The organism is Jhaorihella thermophila (assembly GCF_900108275.1).
In the GTDB taxonomy this organism is placed as follows: domain Bacteria; phylum Pseudomonadota; class Alphaproteobacteria; order Rhodobacterales; family Rhodobacteraceae; genus Jhaorihella; species Jhaorihella thermophila.
Genome location: NZ_FNVD01000010.1, coordinates 12,676 through 25,838, shown reverse-complemented (window position 1 = coordinate 25,838; position 13,163 = coordinate 12,676). Strand labels below are relative to the sequence as shown.

At 64.8% G+C, this 13,163-nt stretch carries 10 protein-coding genes; 8 read left to right on the top strand and 2 right to left on the bottom strand.

The window, feature by feature from the left end; translation table 11 throughout:
* Nucleotides 1-63: 63 nt before the first annotated feature.
* Nucleotides 64-2,124 carry a hydantoinase/oxoprolinase family protein gene (locus C4S70_RS12460; protein ID WP_104008440.1) on the bottom strand — a complete coding sequence of 687 codons (2,061 nt, stop codon included), beginning with the start codon at nucleotides 2,122-2,124 and terminating at the stop codon, nucleotides 64-66.
* Nucleotides 2,125-2,243: 119 nt separating this feature from the next.
* Here C4S70_RS12460 and C4S70_RS12455 point away from each other — a divergent pair, with 119 nt between their 5' ends.
* From C4S70_RS12455 to C4S70_RS12435, 5 genes are all read left to right on the top strand, one after another.
* The gene (locus tag C4S70_RS12455; protein WP_104008524.1) at nucleotides 2,244-3,638 is read left to right on the top strand and encodes a hypothetical protein; all 1,395 of its coding nucleotides are present in this window, start codon (nucleotides 2,244-2,246) and stop codon (nucleotides 3,636-3,638) included.
* A gap of 120 nt (nucleotides 3,639-3,758) precedes the next feature.
* A complete protein-coding gene (locus C4S70_RS12450; protein ID WP_104008439.1) occupies nucleotides 3,759-5,051 on the top strand; it encodes an ABC transporter substrate-binding protein in 1,293 nt (430 codons plus the stop codon).
* 131 nt (nucleotides 5,052-5,182) lie between these two features.
* Nucleotides 5,183-5,932 (top strand): alpha/beta fold hydrolase, encoded by a 750-nt coding sequence (locus C4S70_RS12445; protein WP_104008438.1) that lies wholly within the window; start codon nucleotides 5,183-5,185, stop codon nucleotides 5,930-5,932.
* Nucleotides 5,932-6,924 (top strand): alpha/beta hydrolase, encoded by a 993-nt coding sequence (locus C4S70_RS12440; protein WP_104008437.1) that lies wholly within the window; start codon nucleotides 5,932-5,934, stop codon nucleotides 6,922-6,924. The genes C4S70_RS12445 and C4S70_RS12440 overlap by 1 nt, the downstream gene beginning before the upstream one ends.
* On the top strand, nucleotides 6,921-7,634 hold the full coding sequence (locus C4S70_RS12435) for an alpha/beta fold hydrolase (protein ID WP_104008436.1): 714 nt from the start codon (nucleotides 6,921-6,923) through the stop codon (nucleotides 7,632-7,634). Before C4S70_RS12440 ends, C4S70_RS12435 begins: the two co-directional genes overlap by 4 nt.
* Before the next feature lie 139 nt (nucleotides 7,635-7,773).
* Here the strand turns inward: C4S70_RS12435 and phaZ are convergent, their stop codons facing one another.
* On the bottom strand, nucleotides 7,774-9,051 hold the full coding sequence (gene phaZ, locus C4S70_RS12430; protein ID WP_104008435.1) for a polyhydroxyalkanoate depolymerase: 1,278 nt from the start codon (nucleotides 9,049-9,051) through the stop codon (nucleotides 7,774-7,776).
* A gap of 132 nt (nucleotides 9,052-9,183) precedes the next feature.
* On the opposite strand from phaZ, the gene C4S70_RS12425 reads away from it, so the two are divergent.
* From C4S70_RS12425 to C4S70_RS12415, 3 genes are all read left to right on the top strand, one after another.
* On the top strand, nucleotides 9,184-10,989 hold the full coding sequence (locus C4S70_RS12425) for a PHA/PHB synthase family protein (protein WP_104008434.1): 1,806 nt from the start codon (nucleotides 9,184-9,186) through the stop codon (nucleotides 10,987-10,989).
* A 128-nt stretch (nucleotides 10,990-11,117) separates the two neighbouring features.
* Nucleotides 11,118-11,561 carry a phasin, PhaP gene (locus tag C4S70_RS12420; protein ID WP_104008433.1) on the top strand — a complete coding sequence of 148 codons (444 nt, stop codon included), beginning with the start codon at nucleotides 11,118-11,120 and terminating at the stop codon, nucleotides 11,559-11,561.
* 338 nt (nucleotides 11,562-11,899) lie between these two features.
* Nucleotides 11,900-13,117 carry a hypothetical protein gene (locus C4S70_RS12415; protein ID WP_146064215.1) on the top strand — a complete coding sequence of 406 codons (1,218 nt, stop codon included), beginning with the start codon at nucleotides 11,900-11,902 and terminating at the stop codon, nucleotides 13,115-13,117.
* Nucleotides 13,118-13,163: the final 46 nt, after the last annotated feature.

Here is a 13,163-nt window from a genome sequence, read left to right as displayed (position 1 = left end):
TACTCCGGGGGGTGAGGCCCGTCAGGGCCGAGGGGGGCAGCGCCCCCCTGATGCGCCAGGCCATCATGCCGCACCTCCGATCTCGATCAGGATGTTCCCATCCCCATCCCCGTGCGCCACGTCACCCGGCGCGATCAACACCGTCGTATCCATCTGCTGCGCGATCGCCGGGCCGTCCAGCACGAAGCGTTCGGGCAGGTGATCGCGCCAATAGACCGGCACATCCCGCCAGCCGCCGTCGAAATGAACTGGTCGTGTTTCGATCCACGCCTCTTCCAGCGTCGCCTTGCGCCCGGTCGGGTCGATCAGCGCCGACAGGTCCAGCTCCGCCCTTGCTCCAATCACCGAACAGTTCACGTTCACCACATTCGCGCGAATGTCCGACAGCTCAACCCGGAACCGGTTGAAATAGGCCGCCTCGAACAGCCGCCGCAGCGTGGCAAGGTCCACGTCCGGCCGCTCCAGCGGCACGCGCAGCAGATGGGTCTGGCCCACGAACTGCATGTCCACGCTGTAAATATGGCGGATGTCGCGGATCTCAACCCGTTCCCTGGCGATCAGCGCCTCGCCCTCGGCGGTCTGTGCGGAAAAGACGGCATGCAGCCGGTCCGGATCCAGTTGATCCAGCGGGGTGTTGATCGTGGTGACGAAATCGTGCCGCAGATCGGCCACAACGCAGCCGATCGCGTTGGTGATGCCCGGGCGTGCGGGCACCAGCACATGCGGAATGCCCAGCTCGCGTGCCAGCGCGCAGGCATGCAGCGGCCCGGCCCCGCCAAAGGCGAACAGGGCAAAGTCGCGCGGATCCGCACCCAACGAGATCGACACCATGCGGATCGCGCCCGCCATCTTCATGTTGGCGACCCGGATCACCGCCTCGGCCGCCCCCACCGCGTCCAGCCCCAGAGGCGCGCCCAGCTCGCGGGCAAAGATTTCCTTCACGGCCTCCACCGTGACCCCGCCCTCAACCGCGTTCAGTCGCGACGGGTCCAGCCGGCCCAGGATCAGGTTTGCGTCGGAAATCGTCGGTCGCATGCCGCCGCGCCCATAGCAGATCGGCCCCGGATCGGCTCCGGCGCTCTCGGGCCCCACCTCCAGCAGCCCCGAAGCATCGACCCGCGCGATCGACCCGCCGCCCGCGCCCACGGTTCGCACGTCCACCATCGGCACATGGATCGGCATGGCGTATTCGATCTCGATCTCGTTCGACACGGTGGGCTCCGCGCCCCGGATCAGCGCCACATCGGTTGACGTGCCGCCCATGTCGTAGGTGATCAGGTTCTCCTGCCTTGCCCGGCGCCCGGTATAGGCCGCCGCCATCACGCCCGAGGCGGGGCCGGACATCACCGTCTTGGCCGCCTCCAGCGCCACCCGCGACGAGGACACCATGCCCCCATTGCCGTTCATCACCAGGACGTCGCCGCGATAGCCGCCGCGTTCCAGTTCCCGCACCAGCCGCCGGATATAGCGGTCCAGCAGCGGCTGCACCGCCGCGTTCGCCGCGGCCGTCACGCCGCGTTCGAATTCGCGGCTTTCCGACAGCAGCGCGTGACCCATCGTGATGTGATCGTTGGGCCAGATCTCGCGCAGGATCTCGGCCGCGCGCACCTCATGCGCGGGATTGGCATAGGCGTGAAGGAAATGCACCACCACCGCCTCGCAGCCCTGCGCCAGCAGGCGTTCGCCGGCGGCGCGCAGGGCGGCCTCGTCCAGCGGCACCACCACCTGCCCGTCGCTGTCCATCCGTTCGGGCACCTCCAGCCGCAGATCGCGCGGGATCAGCGGGGTGAAGGAGCCCTTCATCCCGTAGGGCCGGGGCCGCGTGCGCCGGCCCAGTTCCAGCACGTCGCGAAAGCCCTGCGTGGTAATCAGGCCGGTTTTCGCCAGTTTGCGTTCCAGAACGGCATTGGTCGTGGTGGTGGTGCCATGCACGATCAGATCCAGCGCGGCCAGATCGCAGTCGGCGGCCCGCAGCGCGTCCATCACGCCAAAGGCCTGGTTCTCGAGCGTGCTGGGCACCTTGGCCAGGCGGACGCGGCCCGACCTTTGGTCGAGTTCGAGAAGGTCGGTGAATGTGCCGCCGACATCCACGCCGGCCACTGCGCCGGAAGTCTGATCTGTCATGACCCTCCCCGAAACTTGTTCGTATGCAAAAGGTTTCCTTGCGTTTCATGGGCTTGTCAACGTGGCGCTGCGCGGATTTGCGGCTTGTCCGGGCGAGCCGCCTGGGTATCATCGGGGCGATGACATGTTCCCTGCGCCTGATCCTGGCCTCGCTGGCCTTGGCGGCTTCGACCGGAGCTGCCCATGCCCATGCCTCCGAAGGCGGGCTGGTTCTGCTCTTGCCGACCGATCTCTATGTCGGGGCCGGCGCAGGGGCAGTGGCGCTGACCGTGCTGCTGCTGACGGTGCTGCCGGATCGGGTCACGCTGGGCCTGTTCCGTCCGTTGGCCGGCCCGCGCCTGCCGCGTCTGCCGGGGCGCGTCGTGGTCAGCTGCCTGTCCTTTCTGGTGCTCGTGGCGCTGGTCGGGATCGGAGCCGTAGGTCCGACCGATCCGCAGAAGAACCTGCTGCCGCTGAGCGTCTGGACGCTGTTCTGGGTTGGGCTGGTCACGCTTCAGGGGCTTTTCGGCAACCTCTGGGCCTGGGTGAACCCCTGGACCGGGCCGGTGGCGGTGACGCGCGAAATTACAGGCGCGCGCGCGGCCCTGCGGCTGTCGCCGCGGCTTGGCCATGCCGTCGCGATCGCGACGTGGTTGGGGTTTGCCGCATTCCTGCTGGTCGATCCTGCGCCGGCGGACCCGCGCCGGCTGGCGGCGGTCGTCTGGGGCTACTGGGTCTTTACCTTTGCCGCCACGCTGGCCTTCGGCCCGCGCTGGCTGCGCCGGGCCGAGGCGTTCACGGTGTTTCTCGGCATCTACGCCCGGGTCGCGATCTTGGGACGACGGGGCGGGCGGCTCCGCGCGGGCGTGCCCGGCTGGAGGATATTCGCCGCGCGCGCGCCACTGCCGGGGCTGTCGGTGCTTATGGTCATGATGCTGGCCACCGGCAGCTTTGACGGGCTGAACGAAACCTTCTGGTGGTTTTCCGTTCTGGGGCTGAACCCGTTGGAGTTTCCCGGCCGTTCCGCCGTCGTGCTGCCGAATCTGGCCGGTCTTTTGGTTGCCAATGCCGGACTGGTGGCGGCCTTTGCCCTGACCGTCTGGGCGGGGCTGCGGCTGGCGCGCAGCGAGATGGGGCCGGGCGACGGCTTTCGTCTCTTTGCCCCGACGCTCTTGCCGATCGCGCTGGGCTATCATGTGGCGCATTACCTGACCAGCTTCATGGTGGACGGCCAATATGCGCTGCTGGCCGCCACCGATCCGCTGGGCCGGGGGGACGATCTGCTGGGGCTGGGGAAGGTCTATGTCACGACGGGGTTCTTCAATACGCTGGGGTCGATGCGGGTGATCTGGCTGAGCATGGCCGGCGCGGTAGTCCTGGGCCATGTCATCGCCGTGCTGCTGGCCCACGCGGTCGCGGTGCGCGCCCTGGGCCCCGGCCGCCGCGCGGCGTTGAGTCAGGCGCCGCTGGCGATCTTCATGATTTTCTACACGTTGTTCGGCCTCTGGCTGCTTGCCTCGCCACGCGGGTTGTGACAGCGGAAGGACCGAGAGATCATGCAATCGACTGGACAAGACCCGGACGGATTAGCACACTTGCGACCAATGAGGTCAGAAATGCGACCCGATCAACCTGCCAGCATGGGGGATACTCCAATGACCGATCAGACCCGAAAACCTGCCCGGACGACCCGTCGCGGGGCACTGAAGACGCTGGGCGGCGCGGCCGCCGCGACGACTCTGCCGCTCTGGGCGCGCTATGCCGGCGCGCAGAGCGCCGAGCCGATCCGCATCGGCTTTCAGGTGCACCGCACAGGCATCGGCGCGGCCTATGGGCGCTGGTATGACCGTACCACCATGGCGGCGGTGAAAAGGATCAACGACGCCGGCGGCATCAACGGCCGCATGGTCGAGATCGTGGCCGAGGATGACGGCACCGACCCCAAGCGCGGCGCCGAGGTGGTGGAGAAATTCGCCACCCAGCACAAATGCGACGTGGGCTTCGGCACGCTGTTTTCCCATGTGGTGATCGGATCGTCCCCACGCGCGGGCGAGCTGAAGCTGCCCTATTTCGTGGTGTCCGAAGGCCACCATGTCGCGTCGGGCATGCTGAACCGTTACACGCTGCAGCCCGGCATCACCGACGTCAAAAGCCAGGTCCTGGCGATGGCGCCCTTCGTCAAGGAAAACCTCGGCAAGAAGGTGACGATGATCTTTCCCGACTTCGCCTTTGGCCACGATCACCGCGATTTCTTCACCGCGGCGATGAAGGCGGCCGGCGGCGAGGTGCTGGAACACATCGCCATTCCGCCGACCGAGACGAGCTTTACCCGGTATTTCCCCAAGATCCCGCGCGAAACGGAGGTGCTCTATCACGTCATGGTCGGCCCGGCGGTGCTGACCTTCGTCAAGGAAATGGGTGAATTCTTCGGACCCAGCCGCCCCGAAATCTTTGGCTTCATCGACAGTCTGGAGGCGGTGGATATCCGCAGCCCCGGCCTGGAATTCCTTGAAGGCACCTACTTCTGGGAGGGCCACCCGCGCTATGCCCAACCCGACCAGACCGAGTTCGACAAGGCCTATCGCGCCGCCGTGGGGGTGGACGAGAACGGCGCCTCGGTGAGCGATCCCAAGGACGTCTCGACCTATGCGCACATGTTCGGCTGCTGGGAGACGCTTTATGTCATCAAGAAGGGCATGGAGGCCGCCGGCTATCGCGGCCCGCAGGATCGCGCCGCGCTGATCGAGGCGGTGGAGGCGATGACGGACATGCCGGAATCGTTCGAGCACCCGCAGGGGCCCAAGGTATTCAACGGCAAGACCCACCAGGTGTTCGGCGTGCAGTATATCAGCCGGGTCGAGGGCGGCCGGCTGAACGTCAAGCACACCACGAGCATCGAGGAAGGCTTCTATCCCGACGAGGTGGATTACACAAAGCAACCCCTCTAAGGGCACCGGCCCGGCCGCGGACCCGTGCCCGGCACGGATTCGCGGCGGGCGCATTGCGCAACCGGGCATGTCGTGCATGATGGGCGCCAGCAACCGGGGGCAGTGACCGGGGCGGCGCGACGGGGGAACGCATGGCGGCGACGACATTTCTGGACACACCGCAGGGGCGGCGGCTGGCCTATCACAGGACCGAGGGCAAGGGGCCGTGGATCGTGTTCCTGGGCGGTCTGAAATCGGACATGGAGGGCACCAAGGCGGTGCATCTGGAGGCTTGGGCGCGCGCGCACGGGCGGGCCTATCTGCGGTTCGACTATTCCGGCCATGGCGAAAGCAGCGGCCGGTTCGAGGAAGGCTGCATCGGCGACTGGCACGAGGATACGCTCGCCGCGGTAACGGCGCTGACAGAGGGGCCGATCGTGCCGGTGGGGTCGTCCATGGGCGGCTGGCAGGCGCTGCTGCTGGCGCGGGCGGTGCCCCAGCGGATCGCGGGGATGGTGACCATAGCCGCGGCGCCCGATTTCACCGAGGACGGGTATTGGGCGCGTTTCAGCGAGGAGCAGAAGCGCCGGTTGCTCGAACACGGGCGGATCGAGCTGCCGTCCGACTACATGGAGCCCTACATCGTCACCATGCGCATGATCGAAAGCGGACGCGCGCATCTGGTGCTGCGAACGCCGCTGGCGCTGCCGTTTCCGGTCCGATGCCTGCAGGGGACGGCCGATACGGCGGTATCGACCGAAACCGCGCTGCGACTGCTGGATCACGCGGACTGCCCGGACATGCGGCTGACGCTGGTGAAGGACGCCGATCACCGGTTCTCCGACGGGCCGTGCCTGGGGATCATCGAGAACGCCATTCTCGACGTTCTGGGAGAGGCGTGATGCGCGCTCTGGGGCGGTTCCTGGGGCGGCTGGTTCTGGTGCTGATTCTGCTGGGCGGGGCGCTCTGGTGGTTCGGGCCCTACGAGCCGGTGGAGCTGAATGCGCGGTTCGATCCACGCAAGTTCGGAGAAGGCGTGCAGGTCTATTTCGAAAGCGTCGAGGCGCGACATGACGACATCACGCCCGGCGTCGAAAAACGCGTGATCTGGCGCCCCGGCTTCGAGGAGCGCCGGACCCCCTGGTCGGTTCTGTATCTGCACGGTTTTTCCGCCACCTCCGAAGAGATCCGCCCCGTGCCCGACCGCGTGGCCGAGGCGCTGGGCGCAAATCTGGTGTTCGAGCGGCTGGCCGGACATGGCCGGGGCGGGACGGCAATGGCCGAACCCGCGGCGCATGACTGGATGCTGGACGTGGCCGAGGGGCTGGCGGCCGCCCGCGCCGTGGGCGAACGGGTGGTGGTGATTTCGACCTCTACCGGGGGCACTTTGGCAACCGCGGCCGCAGTGGATCCGGAGCTGTCGCGCGACGTGGCGGCGATGGTGTTCATCTCTCCCAATTTCGGGATCAACGATCCGGCGGCCTTTGCCCTGACCCTGCCGGCGGCGCGCTGGTGGCTGCCGAAGGTGGTGGGGGAAACCTATTCCTTTGCGCCGCGCAACGCGGCCCATGGTCGATTCTGGACCACCTCCTATCCCACGGTGGCGCTGCTTCCGATGGCGGCGCTGGTCGAACGGGTCGTGGATCTGGATGTTTCAGGCGTGACGATACCGGCGCTGTTCAGGTTGTCGGACGCCGACAAGGTGGTTCGCCCCGACATCACCCGCGCCGTTGCGGCGCGCTGGGGTGGACCGGTGGCGATACAGGCCGTCGAAATGGGGCCACAGGACGACCCGAACGCCCATGTCATTGCCGGGGACATCCAGTCGCCGGGGCAGACCGACGCGACCGTGCGGGACATTCTGGACTGGCTGGAAAGGGTGGGCGTGAAATGACCGAGCCTCTGGTTCTGCTGCCGGGCATGATGTGTGACGCTCGTCTGTTCTGGCCGCAGATCAATGCGCTGTCACGCGATCACGCGGTCATGGTCGCGCCGATCACAAGGGGCGATACGATCGAAGAGATCGCCGAGGGCCTTTTGGACCAGCTGCCGGCGCGGTTCGCGCTGGCGGGGCTCAGCATGGGCGGGATCGTGGCCATGGAGATTCTGCGGCGCGTCCCCGAACGGGTGGTGCGGCTTTGCCTGATGGATACCGATCCCCTGGGCGAAACGCCGCAGATCGCCGCGATGCGCGAGCCCTGGATCGCTCAGGCCAGGGCCGGGCGGCTGGATATCGCGATGGAAGAGTCGTTGAAGCCCGCCTTTCTGGCGCCGGGGCCCGAACGGATGACCCTGCTGCGGTTCATGTACGAGATGGCGCAGGATCTGGGGGCGGAACTGTTCGTCCGGCAATCCCGCGCGTTGCAGCGGCGCGTGGACCAGCAGGATGTTCTGCGTCGCTATCGGGGGCCGACTCTGATCCTGTGCGGGGAACATGACGGGCTGACCCCGGTGAAGCGGCACGAGGCCATGGCGGCGCTGATGCCGAACGCGCGGCTGGTGATCGTGCCGGAAGCTGGACACCTGCCGACGCTGGAACAACCCGAAGCCGTCACCCAAGAGCTGCGCGCGTGGCTGGATGGCGGGGACCGGCCGCCCCGATGAGCCCGCCCGGCCAGCTTCGGGCGGTGTTCGATGATCTATGCCCCGGTGCCGCTCTGGCGGGGGGCAGACGGGTCCGGGGCGAGGCTCAGGCGCTCAACGAACCGAGGCTCTGGGCATGACCGAGTGAGGGCCACGCGCCTCAGCCGGCTGCCGCGTTCCGGTTGGCGGGCTTGCGGCTGCGTGATTTGCGGCTGTTCTTGTCCATGAATTCGATCACCAGCGGGCGGATGTTGTCGCGCCAGGACCGGCCGGCAAAGATGCCGTAGTGACCGGCACCGGGTTCGACATGGTGGGCCTTCAGGCTGTCGGGCAGGCCGGTGCACAGATCCAGCGCCGCGACGCACTGGCCGGGGGCCGAAATGTCGTCCTTGGCGCCTTCGACCGTCTTGACCGCGACATCGGTGATCTTGCCGATATCCACCTTGTGGCCGTTCACCACGAATTCGTTTCGCGCGATTTCGCGATTCTTGAAGATGCGTTCGACCGTGGACAGGTAGAATTCCGCCGTCATGTCCATGACCGCGAGGTATTCATCATAGAACCGGTTGTGGGCGTCGTGGTCCGAGGCCTCGCCGCGCATCACGCGCATGATCTGTTCGTTGAAGGCGCTGGCATGCCGGTCGGCGTTCATCGACATGAACCCGGCCAGCTGCATGAGGCCCGGATATACCAGCCGACCCACGCCCTTGTATTTGAACCCGACCCGCTGGATCGCGAACTCCTCGAGCTGACCCATCGTCACCCGGCGGCCGAAATCGGTCACGTCGGTGGCGGCCGCGTCCGGGTCGATCGGCCCGCCGATCAGGGTGAGCGTCTGCGGCTGCGCCCTGGGGTCCAGCTCGGCCAGATAGGCGGTCGCCGCCAGCGTCAGGGGCGCAGGCTGGCACACGGCGATCACATGGATCTCCGGCCCCAGTTCGCGCATGAAATCCACGAGGTACTGGGTATAGTCTTCGACGTCGAACTTGCCCGCCGACACGGGAATGTCGCGGGCGTTGTGCCAGTCGGTCACGAAGACGTCGCAGTTGACGATCAGGCTTTTCACCGTGCTGCGTAGCAGCGTCGCATAGTGGCCCGACATCGGCGCCACCAGCAGCACCTTGCGCGGCATCGGCTTGCGCCCGTTCACGCGAAACTCGATCAGATCGGCAAAAGGGCGTTCCACCACCGGCAGGATCTCGACCAGATGATCCTTGCCGTCCTCGCAGGTGAAGGTGCGGATGCCCCAGTCGGGCTTGGCAACCATGCGCTGAAAGGTCCGTTCCGTGACCTGGCCCCAGGCCGCCATCCAGTCCAGCGCCGGATTCGGCATCATCGCGAAAACCGGATAAGAGGCAAAGGAGGAAGCCGTCGCGCCCAGCCACTGGTTGAAATTGCGCGCCGACTCCATCACGTCATAGGTTGCCAGGTATCGCATCACCGTCTCCTTCGCATGACCACGCCGGGTGGGCCATCCTTGGGGCCATTCGCCGCTTTCCCCGCGGTGAGGGCCACGTTATCCTTTGCAGGGTTATTCTGCACAGCAGCAAGGTAAGAGGGATTTCTTAAAATGACAACAAGCGAGAATGGCGCACCAGCCGTCACCGGCGAGAGCCTTGAAAAGCTCAAGGAGAACATGGCCCGGGTCGAGGCCCTGTCCAAGCGCCTGATCGACGTGATGTCGCGCAAGACGTCCCACAACCCGGCGCTCAACGCGCCCAGCCAGGAATTGTTCGCAAAGGCGGCGGTGGCCTACTGGAATCAGGTGATGCAGAACCCCGCCAAGCTGATCGAGCAGCAGGTTCATTACTGGAGCAAATCGGTCCTCAACTTTGCCGAGGCGCAGCAGGCGCTGGCGGGGCTGAAGGCCGAGGAGGGTGACGAAGCCGCCAGCCGCGACCGGCGTTTTTCCAACCCGCTGTGGCGTGAAAATCCCTATTTCAACCTCATTCGCCGGCAATATCTGCTGAACGCCGAGGCGATGGAAAAGGTGGTCGAGGCCGCCGAGGATCTGGACCCGAAGGAAAAGAAACGGCTCAACTACTTCACCCGCCAGATCATCGACATGATGGCGCCGACGAATTTCCTGCCCACAAACCCCGACGCGCTGCAGAAGGCGCTGGAAACGGACGGGGAATCGCTGGTGCGGGGGCTGGAGAACCTTGTCGCGGATCTGGAGGCCAATGACGGCGAACTGGTGGTGCGGCTGGCCGACGAAAGCGCCTTTGAAATCGGCGGGAACATCGCCACCACGCCCGGCGAGGTCGTCTATCGCAACCGGATGATGGAACTGATCCAGTATGCGCCCAGCACCGAAAAGGTGCACGAGATTCCCATCGTCCTGTTCCCGCCCTGGATCAACAAGTTCTATATCCTCGACCTCAAGCCCGAAAACAGCTTCATCAAATGGGCGGTGGATCAGGGCTACACGGTCTTCGTGGTCAGCTGGGTGAACCCGGACGAGACGTATCGCGACGTCGGCATGGAGGATTATATCGAAGAGGGGTTCGTTCGTGCCATCGAAGAGGCCAAGAGTATCTGCAAGGTCAAGCAGGTCAACGCGATCGGCTATTGCATCGCGGGCACGACGCTGGCGCTGACGCTCGCGCTGCTCAAGAAGCGCGGCGACAAGCCCATCAAGTCCGCCACATTCTTTACCGCGCTGACCGATTTTTCGGACCAGGGAGAGTTTACCCCGTTCCTGCAGGACGATTTCATCGACGGGATCGAAGAAGAGGTCGAGGAGCACGGCTATCTGCGCTCCTACATCATGGCGCGGACCTTCAGTTTCCTGCGCTCCAACGATCTGGTCTATCAGCCGGCGATCCGCAGCTACATGATGGGCGAGACGCCCCCGGCCTTCGATCTGCTCTACTGGAACGGGGACGGGACGAACCTGCCGGGGCGCATGGCGGTGCAGTATCTGCGCAGCCTTTGCCAGCGCAACGAGTTCACCACGACCGGCTACAAGATCCTCGGCCAGAAGCTGCATGTGAGGGATGTGGACGTGCCCCTGATGGCGATCACCTGTGAAACCGACCATATCGCGGCATGGAAGGACTGCTATCGCGGGGTTCAGATGATGGGGTCGCGGTCCAAGACCTTCATCGTGTCAGAATCGGGCCATATCGCCGGCATCGTGAACCCGCCCAGCAAGAACAAGTATGGCCATTACACCAACCCTGATCTCAAGCTCGACGCCGATGCTTGGCTGAAGACCGCCGAGCATCACGAGGGATCGTGGTGGCCGCGCTGGGAGACCTGGCTGCGCAAGCGCGCGGGCAAGCTGGTGCCGGCGCGAACGCCGGGCGATTCGGACCACCCGCCTTTGGCACCCGCGCCGGGAACCTATGTCAGGGTAAAGGCAAAGCGTTGATTTCAAAAGTGGAATAAAAATTTCTGCATCGCAGCAAAAAAGTCTTGAAATGCTGCGATGCAGAATGCATATTGTCCTCAGCTGATGCGGGCCGGGCCGAACCGGCAAAGCAGGAAAGGATCAGGACAATGGCAAAGACTCAGGATTTCTCCGCGATCATGAAGGACTTCATGGGCGCGTTCCCGGTGGATGCTTCGGCGCTTGAAAACGCGTTCAAGAACCAGGCTTCGCTGAACGAAAAGCTGGCTGGCGTGGCTCTGGAAGCCGCTGAAAAGTCGGCCGAAATCTCCAACAAGTGGACCAAGGACACGATCGCCAAGCTGGCCGAGGTGGCCAAGGCCAAGAACGAGCCGGCCGATTACGCCAAGGCAATCGCCGACTTCACCAGCGCCGCCGCCGAAGTGGCCGCCGAAAACATGGCCGCCTATGCCGAGATCGCCAAGAAAGTGCAGATGGACACCGTCGAGCTGCTGATGGCTGCTGGCAAGTCCGCTGCCGAGGACGCGACCGCCGCCGTCAAGAAGGCCACCAACGAGGTGACCAACGTGGCCAAGAAGGCGGCCGCCAAGTAAGGCGACGAAACACAAGAGCTGTTGCACCCATCTCCTCCTCCCAATCGGTGCAATCGCTGGGGCGGGCCTTGAGCCCGCCCTTTCTTTTTCTGCGGACAATTCGGGCGTTCCTGGGTGAATTGTTTCCATACAAGGGCGGCGACAAAGCGCCGGCTTCAGTCGAAAATGCCTGAAATTCAGTCCGTTGCATCTGCCGATGCCGCGATCCACTGACGCAAATTCAGAAAAGACTTGAGCGCTCACGGGTTCGTGAGCAGACTGTGAGCGTCGAACCCGGCCAGCTGGCGGGGGGGGGGGTGTTTTCTGTGTGTTTTTGCCTGCCGTTGGTGGGGGGGTATGTGAAAGTTTCTGATCTTTTCCGTTGCGGGCTGCTGTGTCTTTCCCTGACCGCTCAAGGTGTTTCTGCGCAGAGCCCGGTTGGCACGAACCTTGCCTATTCCGACGGCATGTTCGACCGGCAGAACGACGTCACGAACAAGATCCCGCTTGCGCTGAGGGCGCGCGCCTCGGGCGATCTGGGAACCGGGCGGTTGTATCTCGGCGGCCGGTTCGTCGGGACGGTCATCAGAGAGGATACGAACACGGCGGGCAAGTTTCCGATCCTGTCGCGCTTTCCCGCTTCTCATTCCACGGGAACGTCCGACACCTATGGCGTCATCAACGAGATTTCGCTGGGCGCGACGCTGACGCTGCCCATGGTGACGGCCTATGCGCAGGGCGAATATTCCGAACTGATCTTTCCCGGCCAGAGTGACGTCCAACTGAGGAAATACTGGCTGGCCGTCGGCGACCTTGGCCAGTCGCCATTCTACGCCGCCATTGGCCGGAAGACCGTGAACTTTGGCGACTTTTCCTCATATGCGCCCTTCACGCACAACCACAGCGCGCACTACTTCTGGGCGCAGACAAGGGATCCGCTGCTGGAGCTGGGATATGTCACCGACCGGACCGAGATCGCGCTGTCCCTGATCCGCGAACATCGCGGGTTCCGGGTGCTCAACAGCCCCGACAATGACGGGGGTTATGAAAACTTTGCCGTCAACTTTCGCCACCGGCTTGATCTGAGCGGTGGCCTTGCATTGCGGCTTGGCGCGGGGTTTCTGCGGGGCACGATCTATGACAGCACGATCGCGCACCACCCGCCGAACAGCGGTGTGAACCGGATCTGGAACGGGGCGTGGGACGTCAACGCCACGCTCAGCGCCGCACGTTTCGACGTGATGGGCGAATTTACCCGGACCGAGCATGCCTGGCCTGCCACCGGCCACAAGGTGTCCGCCCTGACGGTGCAGGGCCGCTATCGGACCGAACTGTTCAGCCGCCCGGCTCTCTGGTCGCTCGCCGCCAGCAGGGGCGTGCAGGGCGCGTCGGGAACCGAATGGGAGAAAATGGATCAGGTGGTGCTGGGGCTGCAGGTTCAGGCGGCACCGAACGTGTCGCTGGGGGCCGAATATGTCTTCAACGAAGGTTTCGTGCCGCTCATCATGCCGACGGTCGTCGCCGATTCGGGCGTGCGGTCGCATACCTTCATCGTCGGGGCCAGGCTGACCTTCTGATTTCCCCGCTCTTTCCTTTTGTTCTGCGCTCGCATAGTGTTTTCTG